Raw genomic sequence first — 17259 nt, 5'->3', positions numbered from 1 at the left:
ATGAACAGCTTCAGTCGTGCGCAGGATCAGGACGACGTGATCGAGGAGCAGGTGCGAACTGACCGTTTGCATCAGCTGTTTCGCCAATCGTTTTCCGCGGTGTTCGGCAGTTACTTGGGTGCGGCCATGCTCTGCTGGCTGTGCTGGGATCGCTTTGAGCACCAGGTCATGCTGGTGTGGCTGGTGTTGCTGGCGGGTGCGTCGCTGCTGCGATTGAAGATGTTCATGGGCTGGTTTGGATGCCCTGACAGCGAGCGCACGCCCGCTCGCTGGGAGCGGCATTACTGGGTCACATTGATGTTATCGGCCGGCATCTGGGGGGGCGGTGCATTGGCGGTCATGCCCAGCGATGACCGCGTATCCCAGGTGCTGGTCATGCTGTTCACCGTAGGCATGTCGGTCAGCGCGGTGTCCTGTTACTCGGCGTATCGCTACATGACGCTGGGGGCCATGGCCTTGGTGCTGCTGCCGTGTACGCTGTGGTTGTTATTCCAGCCTTCATCGATGCAGGTGGGCGTGGCGCTTGCGGCGCTGGTGTTCTCGTCCTTTGTGGTGAGTGCCACGCGCAAGCTGTCCGATGCCCTGGAAAAAGCGTTTCGCCTGACCCGGCAAATGGAATGGGCCCACACCATTTCAACCCACGCCGCACAGACCGACGAACTCACCGGCCTGATGAATCGTCGTGCTTTCTTCGAACAGGCCCAGTTGCTGTACGCACAGTGTCGGCAGAACCAGCAACCGCTGTGTGCGCTGATGCTGGACATGGACCATTTCAAATATATCAACGATACCTACGGCCACCAGGCCGGTGATCAGGTGTTGCGCCAGGTCGGCGGCGTGATAAGCGCTTCGTTTCGTCAAGCCGACGTGTCCGGGCGCCTGGGCGGTGAAGAGTTTGCCGTGCTGCTGCCCAATACCTCCCTGGAGACTGCGCGCACTATCGGTGAGCAACTGATCGAAGCGATTGCCGGCTTGAGCGCTGAACCGGTGCAGGGCCTGACCGCGAGCCTCGGGGTGGCGTCGACCGAGGGCAACGAGCAAGACCTGCCCGGCCTGATGAACGATGCCGACCAGGCGCTCTACCGCGCCAAAGCCCTGGGTCGCAATCAGGTCGCGATGGCGCAGTAGGCTCAATCCTTGAACATGGCCCTGGCCAAGGCGCGGGCGACCTGTTCGGCAGAGTAGGGCTTGGCAAGAAATTCGAAACCTTCGTAGCCGCTGTCGGCCAGTTCTTCGCTGTAGCCCGAGGTGAGCACCACCGGCAGGTCGGCACGGCGCTCGCGCAGTAACCTGGCCATCGCCACGCCGGTCATCCCGGGCATCACCACATCCGAAAAAATCGCATCGAACGCCGTAGCGTCGGGGCCTGCGAGGGCCAGTGCCTGGCGAGCGTCGGTGGCCCAAGTGGTTTGGTAGCCCAGGTCCTGGAGGATCTGGCTGGCGAAGCGTCCCACTTCCAGGTTGTCTTCCACGATCAGCACATGGCGCTGGATGTTGTTCGGCAGTGGCACGAGCTGCTCGGGCGTGGGCGATGGCGGTGCGTCCTGGCTGTCCACTTGTGGCAGGTACAGGGTAAACACCGTGCCTTCGCCGAGGGCGGTGGATACGTCGATATTGCCACCTGATTGCTTGGCAAAGCCAAACACCTGGGACAGGCCCAGGCCTGTCCCTTTGCCCACCGCCTTGGTGGTAAAGAACGGCTCGAAAATGCGTTCGAAGGTGTCACTGGGAATACCGGGGCCGGTATCCGCCAGGGAAATCTTCACGTAGGGCAGGTGCGACTCGGCATCCCCGCGGATGCGCGGCAGGGGCTGGTGCCCGGTGACTTTCAACGTCAGTGTGCCCTGGCCTTCCATGGCATCGCGAGCGTTGAGGGCGATGTTGATCAATGCGGTCTCGAATTGGCTCGGGTCGATGCGTGCGTAGCACGGCTGATCAGGCAATTGCACCTTCACATGGATGCGTGCGCCGGTGACGCTTTCAAGCATTTCACCGATGTTCTGCACCCGCTGGCCGACATCGAACACCTGTGGGTTCAACGGCTGGCGACGGGCAAAGGCGAGCAGTTGACTGGTCAGCTTGCTGGCCCGCTCCACCGTATCGGAAACGGCGTTCATGTAGCGCTGGCGACGTTCTTGCGCCAACCCCGGTTGGCGCAGGAAGTCTACGGACGAGCGAATGATGGTCAGCAGGTTGTTGAAATCATGGGCCACGCCGCCGGTAAGCTGGCCGATGGCTTCAAGCTTTTGTGATTGGCGCAGTGCAGCCTCGGCCTGGGCCAGGGCGAGGGTACGTTCTTCCACCCGCTGCTCCAAGGTGGCGTTGAGTTCGGTGTACGCCGCCAGCCCCTCGCGTACGGCGGCATCGGCGCGCACGCGCTCGATGTGCGCCCAGGAGCGCTCCGTGACTTCGCCCAACAACGCCAGGTCGTAGGAAGACCAGTAGCGGGGTTGCTTGTCATGTATGGCCATCAACGCGGTGAGGCGCCCATCCTTGATCAGCGGCATGCAGAGGGTGGCGGTGACGCCCAGGGCCTGGAAGGTCGCCGACTCCTCGGCCGGCAGTTCGACCAGGTTATTGCAAATCACCAGCGGCGCGCCGGCCCGCAGGCAGGCCACGGCGCGTTCGCCGAACTGCGCCAGGCTGTAATGGCCGATGATGCTTGGTGAGCCATTCGCCGCCCAGTCGCCGCGGATGGTAAAGCCGTCTTCATCGGCATCCACGTCGGCGTAAGCGCAAATGGACACCTGCAGGTGTTGCGCCAATAACCGGGTGGTGGCGGTCATGATTGTTTCGGCGTCGGTGGCGTTGGCTACAGTGCTGCCGATGGCATCCAGCACTTCCAGGCGCCGGGCGAGAAACACAGTGGCGGTGGTCTCGGTCACCGTGTCGAGCATGCCGACCACCTTGCCCCGGGAGTCACGGATGGGGCTGTAGCAGAAGGTGAAGTAGGCTTGTTCCGGCACATCATTGCGCTGGATCAGCAGCGGGAAGTTCTCGATGAAGGTGGCATGCCCAGCGAATGCAGCGCTGGCGATGGGGCTGATATCGCTCCACACCTCATGCCATACCTCGTTGAACGGGCGGCCCAATGCCTCAGGCTTGTTACCCAGGATCGGTGCGAACGCATCGTTATAGAGCGTAATCAACTCAGGCCCCCAAACGATGGCCTGGGGAAACCGGGAGGCGAAGCACAGCGCGGCGGTGGTCTTCAATACGTCGGGCCACTGCTCAAGCGGCCCCAGGGGCGTACTGGCCCAATCATGCTGGCGGACCCGCTCGGCCATGTCACTGCCGTCTTGCAACCAATTTATCATTGGGTCAACACCTTATTTGCCACGGTTCAACTATTGCCTGAAACGTCAGGTCGCAAGCAACAGACCTGCATGATCGCAACCAGTTCAGCGCGACTATGCAGGTGATGGCAGTTTGAATCTATCTGCATATGGATAGATAAATTCAGCGCTTTTCAGGCGCTCGCCCAAGGCTTATTGGGCGGCGAATACTCCGGTCCAGTAGATGCCCGCGTCGCTCTTGGGGTCCATCGCGTAGGCGGCACCCAACTCGCGAAATTGCGGGTTCATCAGGTTGGCGCAATGGCCGGGGCTGGCGAGCCAACCGTCGACAACCTTGCGTGGGGTATCGAGGCCGGCGGCGATGTTCTCGCCGATGTTCTTCGCGATATACCCGGCCAGTTCGGCGCGGTCGCCAGGGGTACGGCCGTCGTGGTCCAGGTGGTCGAAGAAATTGCCGTTGGCCATGTTACGTGTGTGGCTGTTGGCAGCGCTGGCCAGTGCATCGTTCCACGACAGCGGGGTGGTGGCGGTGAATGCCTGGGTGCCACAAGTGCGCGGTTCTGCGCGAGCGGCATTGACCAGGTTGAGCAGTTGCCTGCCCTCGGTCTGCCAGTCGCCCAGGCCACTGGTCACCAGCGGGCGGGCCAATACGATGCGCCAGTCCTGGCCGCTGTTGCTCACGCCGATGTCGACAAATTGCGGGTCCAGCACCACCCGGCAGAAGCTTTCGCGTACCGCTTTCATGGCGGCGTCGGCGTCCTTGGGCCCTGACAGGCTGATGGCCTGCACGTTGACCATCGGGTATGCGGCCCGCGCCAGGGACTGCTGCAAGTCGCCGACGTTGGAGGCCGGCAGCACCAGGCGTGTGTCGCTGGTCAGTGGCGGCAACTCCTGGGAGCCTTGGTCACCGCAGCGTTGCAGCTGGCTGCGGTATTGATTGATCTGTTGTATCAACTGACTTTCTTCATTCGCCATCGCGCTGGCGCAGAACACCGTACTGGCGGCCAGCGTCGTAAGACCCATCATCAATGACAGAACGCGCATGGACGTTACCCTTGAGCTTGAAAGTGCCCATGATGCGCGATCCAGGTGCATCCATGCACCCGTTGGTCCGAACTTTTTTTCTTCAGTTCTTGAATGTCGAGTGTTTTGCGCCCTGATCGCACAGGGCAAACACCACCACCAACAGCGCAGAAACCGCGAGGATGATCACCACCCCATCGGTGGAGTGGGTGGCCGAGGCCGCCACCATCGACAGCGCGCCCAGCGGTGCCAGGCCACCGGCAATGGCCGTGCCGATTTCACGTCCGGTGCCGAAGCCCGAAGAGCGCGTCTGGGTCGGGAACTGCCGGCTCAGGAACGAGCCCTGGGGAGCAAACATCATCGGCGCGAGGATACCGGTGCCTACGCCGATGGCGAGGTAGATCATCAGGCTCTCGCCACTGTTGAGCAGCGCCAGGAACGGGTAGGCGAACAGCAACGAGCACAGGCCGCCGAGCATCAGCACGGTCTTGCTGCTCCACTTGTCGCACAGCCAGCCGAAGCAGGGCACCGCGACGATGGCAACCAGGCTGGCGATGGTCACCGACAGGGAGGTGACATGTACGTCCACGCCTTTGAATTGGGTCAGGTACGCCAGGGAGAAGGTCTTGAAAATGTAGCTCAGGGCGTTGTAGCCAATGGCAACGAAGAACACTACCGCCAGGCCCTTGAGATCGTTCTTGAACAGCGCCTTGAGCGGGGACGGCTTGGCCTTGGCAGCCTCTTTACTCAGTTCCTGAAACTGCGGGGTTTCCGGAATGCTGTTACGCACCCACAGGCCTACGCCCACCAGCACGATGCTGCAGATAAACGGAATACGCCAGCCGCCGGCCAGCAGGAACTCGTTGCCGTTGATGGTCAGCAGGTAAATGGTCAGCGAGGACAGCAACAGGCCCAGGTTCAGGCCCAGTGCCGGCCAGGCACCCTGGCTGCCGCGCTTGCCCTGGGCTGCGTGTTCGTAGGATGTCACTGCGGCGCCTGACAACTCGGCACCGGCGCCCAGGCCCTGGATGATGCGGATGAAAACCAGCAGGATCGGGGCCCAGATGCCGATGGAGGCGTAGCTGGGGATCAGGCCGATCAACGTGGTGCACACGCCCATCAGGCAGAATGTCAGCACCAGCACCTGCTTGCGCCCGAACTTGTCGCCCAGGTAGCCAAACAGGATGCCGCCGAACGGGCGGGCGATAAAACCGATGGCGAAGGTGGAAAAGGCCATCAGTGTGGCCGCCTTGGGGTCACTGTTATCGAAGAAGATCTTCGAGAACACAATGGCTGCCATGGTTGCGTACAAGTAAAAGTCGTACCACTCCAGCATTGAGCCAAAAATGGTAGCGGCCGCGACTTTGCGCAGGCGCTTGCGGGTTTGCACAGGCGTTTCGGTGCCGGGGATGGAGGCGGTTGCCGTCATGCTGGACTTCCTTCTGGGTCTTTGTAGTTATTGTTGGGTGAACGGGCAGAGCGGGTATTACTCGGGGTGGAACAGGCGGTCGGCGATCATCGCGCCGATGGGCATGGCTGACGTGGCGGCCGGCGAGGGCGCGTTGCACACGTGGAGCATTCGCGAGGTCTGGGCGAACAGGAAATCGTGGACCAGGCTGCCATCGCGCATGACTGCCTGGGCGCGGATACCGGCCTCGTAGGGCAGCAGGTCGTCGAGGGTCAGGGACGGGCAGTATTTGCGGCACTGCTCCAGGTAGCCGGACTTGAACAGCGAGTTCTTCATCTCGGTGGTGCCGGAGCCGAGGTTTTGCCAAAGGGTTTTCCAGAAACCCGGAAAACTGGCGTACTGCGCAACATCGCGCCAGTTCACCGAGAACTTGCGGTAGTTCTCGCGCCCCAGCCCGAGCACGGCATTCGGGCCGACAGTGACACTGCCGTCGATCATGCGGGTCAGATGCACGCCCAGGAACGGCAGCTCCGGGTCGGGAATCGGGTAGATCAGGTGGTTGACGATGTTGTTCTTCGATGCCGGCAGGCGGAAGTACTCGCCACGAAACGGGATGATCTGATGGTCGATGCTGACCCCGGCCAGGCGCGCCAGGCGGTCCGACTGCAAGCCGGCGCACACCACCAGGTGGCGGGCCTGCCAGGTTTCGCCATGGGTACTGACAGTGACTTTATCGGTGTCTTCGTGAATGGCGGTCACGGTGCGCTCCAGGCAGATCTGCCCGCCGCCGCGACGGATCACCTGGGCCATGGTCTCGCACACCTGGCGGTAATCGACGATTCCGGTGGCGTCGAGAAACAGCCCGCCAAGGCCGACAATGTTCGGTTCACGCTGGCGCAATTGCTCGGCATCCAGGCGCTCGACCTGCATGCCGTTGAGTTGGGCGCGGGCGTGCAGCGCTTCCATCCGTTGCATTTCCAGCGGGTTGGACGCCACCAGCAGCTTGCCGCACACCTCGAACTTGATCCCGTGATCACGGCAGAACTGCTTGGTGGCTTCGGCGCCGCGCTTGCACAGGTCGGCCTTGAGGCTGCCGGGGGCGTAGTAGATGCCTGCATGGATCACGCCGCTGTTGTGACCGGTCTGGTGCTTGGCCAGCACCGGTTCTTTTTCCAGGATCACCAGTGACGCGCCAGGCTGGCGCTTGAGCAATTCCATGGCGGTGGCCAGGCCGACGATGCCGCCGCCGATGATGCAAAAATCGTGAATCATTGCAGGGGTTCCCAAATCGCACATTTCAGTCTGCTTATCAGGTTGTCAGACTAATGTTTTTGTTAAAAAAATGGCGTGTCCCAGGACACGCTATAAACACAGTGGATCAATTCGTGGTCGGCAATTCCAGTTGCAGGCGGCGTGCTGCTGCACGCAAATGCGCCTCGGCGCTGGCGGCGGCGCGTTGAGCGTCGCCGTCGGCAATGGCTTGGTAGAGCTGCTGGTGTTCCTGAGTCGCATCGGCCGAGCCGGTGGCGAAGCGCGACGCGGAGTTTTCCCACGCGGTCTTGCGGGCACTGGCCAACTGGCTCCTGAGGAAGTCATGGAAGGCCACGAAGTAGTCATTCTTGCTGGCGTCGGCGATGGCGCGGTGGAACTCCACATCGGCAAGGGCCGCGGCCTCGAAATCGTCGCGGTGGTCCTGCATGGCCTGCAAGGCGCTTTTCATGCGTTGCAGGTCGGCAGCGTCACGTCGCCGGGCCGCAATCGAGGCGGCCTGGGTTTCGATCCACAGGCGCACTTCGAACATCTGCGCCAGGTCAGGCCGGCGCCCGTTCGGCTGCGGGAAACGGAACACCGTGCCGGCGGGCGTCTGCGAAATAAATGAGCCCAAGCCGCGGCGGGCGGTGAGGACGCCGTCGGCCTTGAGCTGGGCAATGGCTTCGCGCACCACGGAGCGACTGACGTTGAGCTGTTCAGCCAGTTGCTGTTCGGTAGGCAGGCGCGACTCCGGGGCCAACTGGCCGGATTCGATTTCTGCGCGAATTGCGCTGACAACCCGTACGACGAGCGAATCGGGGCGCTGGAGCTCAAGCATGATGAAACCTTGGTGATCAGGTTGTCAGACAATAGTCGTTACGATTTTAACTTGTCAATATTTGTCTGCTCCGAGCCCGCTCGCTTGCGCGCGCGAGTCCAGGCAATCACACCGGCGAGCAGGATCAAACCCGCTGCAGTGGCAAAGGTAGCGTGCAGGCCGGCGATCACGGTCTGCGGCGTGGCCTGGGTGACATCCGGGCTGCTGCGGGCGAAGACCGCGCCCAGGACCGATGCGCCGAAAATCAGGCCCAGGTTGCGCGACAGATTCAACAGGCCGGCAACGGTGCCCCGGCGTGTCGCCGGTACATCGCTCATGACCGCGGTATTGTTGGCCGCCTGGAACAGGCTGTAGCCCGTCGTCAACACCATCAGTGCCGCGATGTACGCCACGAGCCCCGAGACCTGCGACAACCAAAGGGCAGCGCACAGCATCGTGCCTATGCCCACCAGGGTCAGGCGCCGGGTGCCCAGGCGGTCGGTGAGGTAGCCCGCCGGTATGCCGGTAATGGCCGCGACCGCCGGGCCAACCGCCATCGCCAGGCCCATCAAGGCGGGATCCAGGCCCAAGCCACGGGACAGATAGAACGGGCCCACCACAAACGTGGCCATGATCACCGCCGACACCAGGGCGCTCATTGCCAGGCCGGCGCGCAACCCCGCATCGCGCAAGGGCGACCGGAATGTATCCGGGAGTGACGCGCCACGGCGGCAAGCATCCATCGGCAGATAGCGATAGGCGAGGGCGGCGGCCAACCCGGCCAATGGCATACCGATCAGGAACAACGCCCGCCAACCCCACAGACTGAGTAACAGCCCCCCGAGGCTGGGCCCCATGGCGGTGCCAAGCGCTGACATCGTGCCGAGCAGCCCCATGACCCGGCCAGTGTTTTGCTTGCTGACCGTGTCACCAACCATGCCCAGGGTCATTGCCATCATGATTGCCGCGCCCAGGCCCTGTAGCGCCCGTGCGCCGACCAGCCAGGGCAAGGAGGGCGAGGCGGCACAGCCTGCGCATGCCAGGGCAAACACCAACAACCCGGCCAGCAACAGGCGTCGACGACCCAGGTAGTCGCCCAGGCGACCGGCGCTGACGATCACTGCGGTAATGGCCATCAGATAGGCAAGCACCACCCATTGCACCGCATGAAACGATGCCGCGAACGCGTGCGCCAGGCTTGGCAGGCCGACATTGGCGATGCTGGTGCCCAGCGCGGCCAACAACATGGATAACGACAAGGCGACAAGGCCGCCGCGTGAGGACGTCTGCATGAGCGTTTCCTTGAATGAATGCGACTGTCACAAATCTACGGCGTCACCTAAGATGGCGGAAGACGCATGGGTTGCAGGTTATAGCTGCACAGAACGCCTCATAGGAGCTGGGACCTGTGGGAGCGTCGAGAGGGCGAGCGCCTTCGGCAATACTCATACTCATCGGAGCCTGCATGACCGACTTCAATTTGCTGATCACCCTGGATGTTTTGCTGGCCGAAGGCAGCGTCGCCCGTGCCGCCAAGCGCCTGCGCCTGAGCCCTTCGGCCATGAGCCGGGCCCTGGCGCGTTTGCGTGCGGCCACTGGCGATCCGTTGCTGGTACGCGCCGGTCGCGGCTTGGTGCCGACGCCACGGGCGTTGCAATTGCGCGAGCAGGTCAGCCAATTGGTGCAGGATGCCTACGCCGTGCTGCGTCCGGCTCACAGCCTGGATTTAAGTGAGGTGATGCGCACCTTCACCCTGCGCACCAGTGAGGAATTTGTCGAAAGCTTCGGCCCGGCGCTGTTGGCGCGCATCGCACGTGAGGCCCCAGGTGTGCGTTTGCGTTTCGTCAATAAAAGCGACAAAGACAGCACGCTGTTGCGCGAAGGCGGTGTCGACCTGGAAACCGGTGTGGTCGACGCCGATGCCAGCCCCGAGGTGCTGACCCAGGCGCTGTTTCGTGACCGCCTGGTGGGCGTGGTGCGCGATGGCCATGCCTTGAGCCGCGGCAAGGTCAGCGCCGCACGTTTTGCCCAGGGGCAACATGTCTATGTATCGAGACGCGGGCAGGAGCGGGGTCAGATCGACGCTGCACTGCAGGCCCTGGGGCTTGTTCGGCAGGTCAGCACCGTGGTCGCAGGCTTCAACACCGCCATTGCCCTGGCGCGCGAGACTGACCTGATCGCCAGCGTGCCTGAGCGCTACATCACCGTACCGTTACGGGGGCTGCACTGCTTTGAACTGCCGGTCAGGTTACCGACGTTCACCGTGGCGATGCTTTGGCACCCACGCCAGGATGCCGACCTGGCCCATCGCTGGCTGCGCGGTTGCCTGCGCGAGGTGTGCGGGCCATAAGGGGGCCGTAACGGGTACAATCGCCGCTGCCTTGACGCGAAACACCAGGAATTTGCATGTTCAGCCTTACCCGCTACACCACGCCGTGCCCCGAATCGGTCAACAGCCAGATCCTGCAGATGGTGGTGGACAACCTCACCGACATCAGCAGCGTGGCGTTGGCGCCAAGCAACCTGCTGTACAACATCTACCAGTACGCCATCGGCTTTGAGGTGCATCTGTACCTGGAGGCGTTGAATGGCACAAAGGGCATTGCCGTCGAGTTGATCGTGGCGATGCAGGCAGAGGCCGTTATTGGCTTTTGCCTGTATCTGCCGGTGAAGGACGATCCAGAGGCGTGTGGCATAGCCTTCATGGCGGTGCAGGCGGGCTTTCGTCGCCAGGGTGTGGCGCGAGGCATGCTGGGCGAGGTGCTGGCGCGCTACCCCCATGCTGAACTGGCCTGTGCGGTGGAAAAGGTCCCGGCCTTCGAGGCCATGGGGTTCCGAGTGCGCGGGGCGCGGGGCACGCAAGTGTTGATGAACACCCGCGACTACGGCACTGACGGGCTGATGGGCGTGCTGGATGTGGCGCCGATCTATAGCTCGCTGGAAGTGCGCCAGATCCATACCTACCTGCTGCAAAAGCACGGCAAGCGCGCCATGGTCGACGCGGAGAAGCAGCGCGACCGGCATCTGGATCAGTTGACGCGCAAGGTCCAGCTGTTTGTCCAGGGCCGTTCTACTACCGCCTGACGCGATTGACCAGCCCCAGGATGGTCGCCAGCAATTCCTGTTGCGCCTCCTCGCGGCTGATCTCGCCATTGGCCGCCGCATGGGACAACGCTTCTGCTGCGCCGAGCATGGCCCGCAGGCCTGCCTGGGAAATACTGCCACCTGAGGCGAAGGGTGCGAGCGCGTCGCGGCATTTCTCCAGGAAGATCGCCTCATATTCACGCTTGAGCGCCTCCAGCTCCGGCGAACCGCTCAGCGCCGCAATCACCCCCGGGATTTCCCGGCCTTGCAACAACACGCAATCGACATAGGACGAGGCGATCACCCATGCCCGATCCTCCAGTGTTGCGTTGCTGGTCTGGATGGCATCGGTAAACACCCGGTCCTGACGCTCGTCGAAATCCGCATACAACGCGGTCAGTAACCCTGCACGCGTAGTGAAGTGGTCGTAGACCACCGGCTTGGTAACGCCCGCCAGTTCTGCCAGGCGGCCCAGGGTCAGGGCGTCGGTGCCCTCTGCGCGGACCAGTTGCCAGGCCACATCGAGTAATTGGCGCAGGCGACCTTCACGGGATAAACGCCGACGCGGGGCAGGGGATTCAGTGCTTGACATGCTTATATACCAAAAGTAACTTAGTCGACGTAACTTACTAAAAGTAGATTAAGCCAAAAGGGAGTCAAAGTCATGCACGCACTGATTGTTGTTGCCCATCACGACCCGCAATCCCTCACCCACAGCGTGGCCGCCCAGGTCGGTGCCGGTTTGACCACCGCCGGCCACACCTTTGAAATCGCCGACCTTGCCGCAGAAGGCTTCGACCCTCGCTACACTGCCGCTGATCACCAGGTGCACCGTAATCACGCAACGCCGCCAGCCGACGTGTTGGCCGAACAGGCCCGCATCGAGCGCGCCGACGCCCTGGTGCTGGCGTTTCCGATCTACTGGTGGTCAATGCCGGCCTTGCTCAAGGGCTGGGTGGACCGCGTGTTTGTCAACGGTTGGGCGATCGACTACAGCCCCGATACGCCAGTGGTGAAAAAACTGCGACATTTGCAGGTGCACCTGCTGGCCCTCGGTGCAGCGGACAACAGTGCTTTTGATCGACATGGTTATGCCAAGGCCATGCGTACCCAGATCGACTACGGCATTTTTGATTACTGCGGGGCGCAAGTGCTGACCTCCGAGCTGTTGCTGGACTCGGAAAGCGGTGGTGCCCAGGCGCATTTGCAGGCGGCCAGGGCCATGGGGCGGGGAGTGTTTCAGCGCGAGACGGTCGCGGGATGATTCAAGCGTCGCGAAACAGGTCGTGGGCATCCAGCAAGCGGTAGGCAATCTCCGGCCGTTTCTCCAGGCCGCGGCGGATCGACGCCGGGATCGCTTGCCGGGTCTTGCGGCACATGCCCGGCAGTTCGTCGATGACGATCTGGATCCCGCGCATGCTCTTGACCTCGGTGTGCCCCGGCGCGATATGCACGCGGATGCCCAGTTGCTCGTACATCCGCTGTTGCATATGTTCCAGGTCCTGCAGGCTCTTGAGGTTTTCAAGGCGCTCGAGCAGGATTTTTTCCTGCTGTCGCGTCAGCTGGAGGATGCGCAGGTCAGCGCCGGACGCCTCCAGCAGTTGTTCACGGTCACAGACACAGGCGCCGGGTGGGCAAGGTTGGCGAATGCTCATTGACGCTCCCGGCGAGGTTTCACGGTCGGCGTGTCAGTAGGTCAATTGAACGCCCAGGCTGCCCAAGGCTTTCCAATACCCTGGGTAAGTCTTGGCCACGCAGTCCGGGTCCTGGATGCGAATACCCGAGACTTTCAGCCCGGCCAGGGCAAAGCACATGGCGATGCGATGGTCGGCGTGGGTATCGATCAGCGCCGTGCACGTGGTGCCGGCCAGGGCAGGGTCGCTCGCGACCAGCAGATCATCACCCTCGATGGTCGCCAGGCCTGGGCGGATCTCATTGAGGCCATCGTGCAGCGCCTGTACGCGGTCACATTCCTTGACGCGCAGGTTCGCCAGTTCAGTGAAGCGCACCGGGGTGTTGTTGAACGCGGCGAGGACTGCCAGGGTCGGGATGGCGTCCTGCATTTGTGAGCCCACTACCGTGGCCTGCATATTCGGGAACTGGGCGATCACGGCCTGGGCCTCGGCGTCCGGCTGGGTGAAATCCTGTGCCGCGACACCGATATCGATACGGCCACCGGTCAACACTTCGGCGGCCCAGAGGTAGGTGGCGGCGGAAGCGTCGGGTTCGATCAGGTAATCGTGCGCGCTGTAGCCGGTCGGGGCCACGCGCCAAGTGGTGTCGTCTACGGCTTCGACCTGGGCGCCGAATGCGCGCATGCAGTCCAGGGTCAGGTCCACGTAGCCACGGGCGCCAATGTCCTTGCCGGTCAGCGCCACTTCAATCGGCGCCTCACCACAGGCCGCGAGCATCAGCAGGGCCGATACGTACTGGCTGGACAGGCCGCCATCGATTTCAAAGCGTTTGGCTTGCACCTTGCCCATGCCGTGCACGGTCACCGGTGGGCAGCCGGTGGGGCTGTCGACCTGAATACCGTTCTGGCCTAGGGTAGCCAGCAACGGGCCGATCGGGCGTTTTTGCATGTACTCGTCGCCGTCCAGTACCACGGTGCCTTGCACGGTGGCCACGGCCGCAGTGAGAAAGCGCATGGCGGTGCCGGCGTTGCCGAGGAACAACGGCTGAGCCGGCAATTGCAGCGAACCTTGGCTGGTGACGACGAAAGTGGTGTCGTCCGGTTCATCGATGCTTACCCCCATCTGGCGCAGAGCGACCGACATGTGGCGGGTGTCATCGCTTTTCAGCGCACCGCTCAAGCGGCTGGTGCCCTTGGCCAGTGCCGCCAGCAACAGGGCGCGGTTGGTAATGGACTTGGAGCCGGGGGGCGCGACCTTGCCATTGAGGGGGAAGTCGGGCGGTGTAACGGTCACGGTTTTCTGCGAACTCAAGGGACAAGGCTCCTGGTCAAGGCGAGGTGGCATGGAGTGGCCGACGTGCGGACCCGAATAATCAGGCAAACACGCCATGTTTGTCGAGTGAGCAGGTGATCTGCATGACTTTTTAGTGTGGTCCCCTCCCAGGCCTGCGGCTAGCGCTTGTAGCCGAAATAAGCCCGCCTCAGCGCTGGCTCAGCCAGTAGTCATGTAGCGCCCGCACAGCCGGTTCGATTGCACTGACTTGCTGCTGATGGGCGTTTACATCCAGGTTCGCCGGCAATTCGAAATTGTCCTGCTCGGCGCACCAGGAGATTTTCTCCAATTGCCCGGCTTGTTCGGCGGGCAATTCAGGCCAGTTGCCGATCGCCACGCCTCGCACGTAGCCAAAGCACCATTCCTCGGCAAGGGTCACCGCCTGGCCCTGATGCTCGGTTTCATCGAAGCGCGCCTTGAACGCCTGGGAATCGCTGGCCAACTGCACGGCCAGGGTATTCATATGGCGCACGCACAGTTCCAGAAAACCTTGGGCCTCGTCCATGCTTTCCCATTCCGGGTTCTGCCCACCCCAGATGGCTGGGAACCATTGAGCCACGTCAACCAAGGCTGGGCCGGACACCAGGGCGGTGAAGTAGCCATCGAGTTCGGCCAGGTTCAGCACCGAATGGTCATCGCCGTACTTGAGCAGGGTTTCGTCGATCAGGTCTAATTCGGCGGATGTGAGGGGCTGGGCGTGCATGGCAAATCCTTTGGGCGTCGAACGCCGCGGGTCAGGCGGCTTAAAGCGCGCAGGATGGCGTGTACGCGGCATTTTATCCAGCGTCTTTTGCGCGGTAGGTCCCGCTTTTGGCCGATGCGCCGTGGCGCACCCTTGATATAGTCTGGGCTTTCTCAATCGCCAGTCAGGGATCACTGCCATGTCCGAATACCAAGCCTTTGTTGTCGAACTCAACGGCAACGTTGCCCATGTGCAGATCAATCGCCCGGAAAAGATCAACGCCATGAACGCGGCGTTCTGGAGCGAAATCATCGAGATATTCCAGTGGATCGAAGACACCGATGCCGTGCGCGTCGTGGTGCTCAGCGGCAATGGCAAGCACTTTTCCTCGGGTATCGACCTGATGCTGCTGGCCTCGGTGGCCAATGAGTTCGGCAAGGACGTGGGACGCAACGCACGCCTGCTGCGGCGCAAGATCCTCGAACTGCAAGCTTCGTTCAATGCGGTCGACAACTGCCGCAAGCCGGTGCTGGCGACGATTCAGGGCTATTGTATCGGCGGCGCCATCGACCTGATCAGCGCCTGCGACATGCGTTACGCCGCCGAGGACGCGCAATTCTCGATCAAGGAAATCGACATGGGCATGGCCGCCGACGTCGGCACCCTGCAACGCCTGCCACGCATCATCGGCGACGGCATGCTGCGTGAGCTGGCCTATACCGGTCGTCAGTTCGGCGCCGAACAAGCGCGCAGCATCGGCTTGGTCAACCGGGTGTTTGCCGATCAGGAAAGCCTGTTGGCCGGGGTCATGCAGATCGCCGAGGAAATTGCCGCCAAATCGCCGATTGCCGTGGCCGGCACCAAGGCGATGATCAGCTACATGCGCGACCACACCATCACTGACGGCCTGGAATACGTTGCCACCTGGAACTCGGCTATGTTGCAATCCAACGACCTGCGCGTGGCCATCGCGGCCCATATGAGCAAGCAGAAACCCGAATTCGTGGATTGACTGACATGACCCCAGGCTGGATTACCACAACGCTGCTGGACAACGACACCCCGGGCGGCTGGGCTGTTGCCCGCAGCCGCGAGGGCTTTTTGCACGACACCAATGGCCCGCTGTTCCCGCGTGAATGGCTCAAGCGCCAGGACCTGTCGGTGTTTGCCGAACACGGCATCGGCCACCTCGATGGCGAGCCGGTGTACCTGCTGGAGCTCAACGCGGCGGCAGAGGTTCCCGGGTGCAGTTGGCAAGGCCTGCGCGGCTTCATGCTGCAAGGCGATCACACCCTGTACAAGGTGCTGGGCTATGCCGCGCAGATCGGCACCTGGGCGCGAGAGCATCGGTTCTGCGGGAGTTGCGGCCAGGCCATGGTCCAGGTGCCGCGGGAACGGGCAATGTACTGCCAGGCCTGTGACCTGCGCAGCTACCCACGGATTTCGCCGAGCATGATTGTGCTGGTGACCCGGGGCGATGAGATCCTGCTGGCACGCTCGCCACGCTTTGTGACCGGGGTCTACAGCACCTTGGCCGGTTTTGCCGAACCGGGTGAGTCGGCCGAAGACTGCCTGATCCGCGAAGTGCGCGAAGAGGTGCAGGTGGAGGTCAAGAACATCGAGTACATGGGCAGCCAGTGCTGGCCGTTCCCCCATTCAATGATGCTGGGCTTTCATGCCGAGTACGCCGGTGGCGATATCGTGCCCCAGGCCGACGAGATCGAAGACGCGCAGTGGTTCAATATCCATGAGCTGCCACCGTTGCCGGCGTCACGTTCGATTGCGCGCTACCTGATCGACCTCTACGTGGCCCGCCGCCTAGGCCACGCTGAACCAGTGCTGCCAGGCTAGGCGCACCGTCAGGCCGAGGACCACGGTGATAAACACCGGGCGAATGAATTTGGCGCCGCCGCTGATCGCGCTGCGGGCGCCAAAGAATGCGCCACCCATTACCGACACACCCATCGCCAGGCCGACAATCCAATCCACCGAGCCATTGATGATAAACACCGTCAGCGCCGCCGCGTTGCTGACGAAGTTCATGCTGCGCGCCACGCCACTGGCCTTTACCAGGTCGATGGGGTGCAGGAGCATGGTGCTGACGGTCCAGAACGCCCCGGTGCCGGGGCCGGCCACGCCGTCGTAGAACCCCAGGCCAAAGCCCTGGGTGGCTTGCCATTTCTTCTTGATTGGCGCATCCACGTCCAGTGGCGCCTTTGGCGTGCCGCCGAACAACAGGTACACGCCGCAGGCGAAGACGATCACCGGCAGCATCTTGTTCAAGGCCTCGGCGGGCAGGTAGTGGGCAACCACTGCGCCGGTCAGCGCGCCGACCAAGGTGCCGACGATGGCGTGCACCCATTGGCGCGGGTGGAACAGCTTGCGACGGTAGAAGGTGAAACTGGCGGTGGCCGAGCCGAAGGTGGAGCTGAGTTTGTTGGTGCCCAGGACCAGGTGAGGCGGCATACCGGCGGTGAGCAGCGCAGGGGTGGTGAGCAAGCCGCCACCGCCGGCAATGGCGTCGATGAAACCGGCGATAAAGGCAACGACGGCCAGGATGGCCAGGGTGGTGAGGTCAACACTGAGTTCAAAGGGCATGGGCAGGGCTTATTGTTGGAGGTGCGCTATGCGAAAGGCTGCCATCTTACCTGCCGAATGCACGCATAACCAAATGTGGGAGGGGGCTTGCCCCCGATGGCGGTGTGTCAGTAACCAATAAGCTGACTGATCCA

The 17259-nt window shown here is 62.4% G+C and carries 17 protein-coding genes; 6 read left to right on the top strand and 11 right to left on the bottom strand.

From position 1 onward, the window contains the following. Entirely contained in the window at window positions 1-1128 is a 1128-nt protein-coding gene (locus TU73_RS03840) for a GGDEF domain-containing protein (protein WP_057011060.1), read from the top strand. Window positions 1129-1130: 2 nt separating this feature from the next. On the opposite strand, the gene TU73_RS03835 is transcribed toward TU73_RS03840, so the two are convergent. The 6 genes from TU73_RS03835 to TU73_RS03810 form a co-directional block, all read right to left on the bottom strand. Next, complete coding sequence (locus TU73_RS03835; RefSeq protein ID WP_057011059.1) at window positions 1131-3317, bottom strand: GAF domain-containing hybrid sensor histidine kinase/response regulator; 2187 nt, start codon at window positions 3315-3317, stop codon at window positions 1131-1133. 171 nt (window positions 3318-3488) lie between these two features. After that, window positions 3489-4340, bottom strand: coding sequence for a CAP domain-containing protein (locus TU73_RS03830; protein WP_057011058.1), 852 nt, complete (start codon window positions 4338-4340; stop codon window positions 3489-3491). A gap of 82 nt (window positions 4341-4422) precedes the next feature. Next, window positions 4423-5748 carry an MFS transporter gene (locus tag TU73_RS03825; RefSeq protein ID WP_057011057.1) on the bottom strand — a complete coding sequence of 442 codons (1326 nt, stop codon included), beginning with the start codon at window positions 5746-5748 and terminating at the stop codon, window positions 4423-4425. Between the two features lie 57 nt (window positions 5749-5805). Beyond that, the gene (gene lhgO / locus TU73_RS03820) at window positions 5806-6999 is read right to left on the bottom strand and encodes an L-2-hydroxyglutarate oxidase (protein ID WP_057011056.1); all 1194 of its coding nucleotides are present in this window, start codon (window positions 6997-6999) and stop codon (window positions 5806-5808) included. 106 nt (window positions 7000-7105) lie between these two features. Beyond that, window positions 7106-7816 carry a FadR/GntR family transcriptional regulator gene (locus tag TU73_RS03815; protein WP_057011055.1) on the bottom strand — a complete coding sequence of 237 codons (711 nt, stop codon included), beginning with the start codon at window positions 7814-7816 and terminating at the stop codon, window positions 7106-7108. A 38-nt stretch (window positions 7817-7854) separates the two neighbouring features. Then, the gene (locus TU73_RS03810) at window positions 7855-9087 is read right to left on the bottom strand and encodes an MFS transporter (protein WP_057011054.1); all 1233 of its coding nucleotides are present in this window, start codon (window positions 9085-9087) and stop codon (window positions 7855-7857) included. Between the two features lie 173 nt (window positions 9088-9260). Here TU73_RS03810 and TU73_RS03805 point away from each other — a divergent pair, with 173 nt between their 5' ends. Beyond that, a complete protein-coding gene (locus TU73_RS03805) occupies window positions 9261-10145 on the top strand; it encodes a LysR family transcriptional regulator (protein ID WP_057011053.1) in 885 nt (294 codons plus the stop codon). A gap of 56 nt (window positions 10146-10201) precedes the next feature. Next, on the top strand, window positions 10202-10879 hold the full coding sequence (locus TU73_RS03800; protein WP_057011052.1) for a GNAT family N-acetyltransferase: 678 nt from the start codon (window positions 10202-10204) through the stop codon (window positions 10877-10879). On the opposite strand, the gene TU73_RS03795 is transcribed toward TU73_RS03800, so the two are convergent. Beyond that, on the bottom strand, window positions 10869-11471 hold the full coding sequence (locus TU73_RS03795) for a TetR/AcrR family transcriptional regulator (RefSeq protein WP_057011051.1): 603 nt from the start codon (window positions 11469-11471) through the stop codon (window positions 10869-10871). The genes TU73_RS03800 and TU73_RS03795 overlap by 11 nt on opposite strands. A gap of 72 nt (window positions 11472-11543) precedes the next feature. Between TU73_RS03795 and TU73_RS03790 the strand changes: the two genes are divergently transcribed. After that, window positions 11544-12143, top strand: coding sequence for an NAD(P)H-dependent oxidoreductase (locus TU73_RS03790; RefSeq protein WP_057011050.1), 600 nt, complete (start codon window positions 11544-11546; stop codon window positions 12141-12143). 1 nt (window position 12144) lies between these two features. Here the strand turns inward: TU73_RS03790 and TU73_RS03785 are convergent, their stop codons facing one another. The 3 genes from TU73_RS03785 to TU73_RS03775 all read right to left on the bottom strand — a co-directional run bounded on the left by TU73_RS03785 (window position 12145) and on the right by TU73_RS03775 (window position 14548). Then, a complete protein-coding gene (locus TU73_RS03785) occupies window positions 12145-12534 on the bottom strand; it encodes a hypothetical protein (protein WP_057011049.1) in 390 nt (129 codons plus the stop codon). A gap of 33 nt (window positions 12535-12567) precedes the next feature. Then, the gene (aroA, locus tag TU73_RS03780; RefSeq protein WP_057011048.1) at window positions 12568-13824 is read right to left on the bottom strand and encodes a 3-phosphoshikimate 1-carboxyvinyltransferase; all 1257 of its coding nucleotides are present in this window, start codon (window positions 13822-13824) and stop codon (window positions 12568-12570) included. Window positions 13825-13993: 169 nt separating this feature from the next. Next, the gene (locus TU73_RS03775; protein ID WP_057011047.1) at window positions 13994-14548 is read right to left on the bottom strand and encodes a UPF0149 family protein; all 555 of its coding nucleotides are present in this window, start codon (window positions 14546-14548) and stop codon (window positions 13994-13996) included. 178 nt (window positions 14549-14726) lie between these two features. Here TU73_RS03775 and TU73_RS03770 point away from each other — a divergent pair, with 178 nt between their 5' ends. Both TU73_RS03770 and nudC read left to right on the top strand, forming a co-directional pair. Beyond that, on the top strand, window positions 14727-15539 hold the full coding sequence (locus TU73_RS03770) for a crotonase/enoyl-CoA hydratase family protein (protein ID WP_057011046.1): 813 nt from the start codon (window positions 14727-14729) through the stop codon (window positions 15537-15539). A 5-nt stretch (window positions 15540-15544) separates the two neighbouring features. Next, the gene (gene nudC / locus TU73_RS03765; RefSeq protein WP_057011045.1) at window positions 15545-16378 is read left to right on the top strand and encodes an NAD(+) diphosphatase; all 834 of its coding nucleotides are present in this window, start codon (window positions 15545-15547) and stop codon (window positions 16376-16378) included. Here the strand turns inward: nudC and TU73_RS03760 are convergent. Beyond that, window positions 16346-17125 carry a TSUP family transporter gene (locus TU73_RS03760; protein WP_056845863.1) on the bottom strand — a complete coding sequence of 260 codons (780 nt, stop codon included), beginning with the start codon at window positions 17123-17125 and terminating at the stop codon, window positions 16346-16348. The genes nudC and TU73_RS03760 overlap by 33 nt on opposite strands. Window positions 17126-17259: the final 134 nt, after the last annotated feature.

Origin of the sequence: Pseudomonas libanensis (genome assembly GCF_001439685.1) — a bacterium.
GTDB lineage: Bacteria > Pseudomonadota > Gammaproteobacteria > Pseudomonadales > Pseudomonadaceae > Aquipseudomonas > Aquipseudomonas libanensis.
This window is presented reverse-complemented; position numbering and strand designations above follow the sequence as displayed.

Excerpts from the sequence above, each read along its gene's own strand:
- TU73_RS03800 (WP_057011052.1), top strand. The coding sequence starts at position 10,202 with ATGTTCAGCCTTACCCGCTACACCACGCCGTGCCCCGAATCGGTCAAC.
- TU73_RS03795 (WP_057011051.1), bottom strand. The coding sequence starts at position 11,471 with ATGTCAAGCACTGAATCCCCTGCCCCGCGTCGGCGTTTATCCCGTGAA.
- TU73_RS03810 (WP_057011054.1), bottom strand. The coding sequence starts at position 9,087 with ATGCAGACGTCCTCACGCGGCGGCCTTGTCGCCTTGTCGTTATCCATG.
- TU73_RS03840 (WP_057011060.1), top strand. The coding sequence starts at position 1 with ATGAACAGCTTCAGTCGTGCGCAGGATCAGGACGACGTGATCGAGGAG.
- TU73_RS03760 (WP_056845863.1), bottom strand. The coding sequence starts at position 17,125 with ATGCCCTTTGAACTCAGTGTTGACCTCACCACCCTGGCCATCCTGGCC.
- TU73_RS03815 (WP_057011055.1), bottom strand. The coding sequence starts at position 7,816 with ATGCTTGAGCTCCAGCGCCCCGATTCGCTCGTCGTACGGGTTGTCAGC.
- lhgO (WP_057011056.1), bottom strand. The coding sequence starts at position 6,999 with ATGATTCACGATTTTTGCATCATCGGCGGCGGCATCGTCGGCCTGGCC.
- TU73_RS03835 (WP_057011059.1), bottom strand. The coding sequence starts at position 3,317 with ATGATAAATTGGTTGCAAGACGGCAGTGACATGGCCGAGCGGGTCCGC.
- TU73_RS03785 (WP_057011049.1), bottom strand. The coding sequence starts at position 12,534 with ATGAGCATTCGCCAACCTTGCCCACCCGGCGCCTGTGTCTGTGACCGT.
- TU73_RS03790 (WP_057011050.1), top strand. The coding sequence starts at position 11,544 with ATGCACGCACTGATTGTTGTTGCCCATCACGACCCGCAATCCCTCACC.
- TU73_RS03775 (WP_057011047.1), bottom strand. The coding sequence starts at position 14,548 with ATGCACGCCCAGCCCCTCACATCCGCCGAATTAGACCTGATCGACGAA.
- TU73_RS03825 (WP_057011057.1), bottom strand. The coding sequence starts at position 5,748 with ATGACGGCAACCGCCTCCATCCCCGGCACCGAAACGCCTGTGCAAACC.
- nudC (WP_057011045.1), top strand. The coding sequence starts at position 15,545 with ATGACCCCAGGCTGGATTACCACAACGCTGCTGGACAACGACACCCCG.
- TU73_RS03830 (WP_057011058.1), bottom strand. The coding sequence starts at position 4,340 with ATGCGCGTTCTGTCATTGATGATGGGTCTTACGACGCTGGCCGCCAGT.
- TU73_RS03770 (WP_057011046.1), top strand. The coding sequence starts at position 14,727 with ATGTCCGAATACCAAGCCTTTGTTGTCGAACTCAACGGCAACGTTGCC.
- TU73_RS03805 (WP_057011053.1), top strand. The coding sequence starts at position 9,261 with ATGACCGACTTCAATTTGCTGATCACCCTGGATGTTTTGCTGGCCGAA.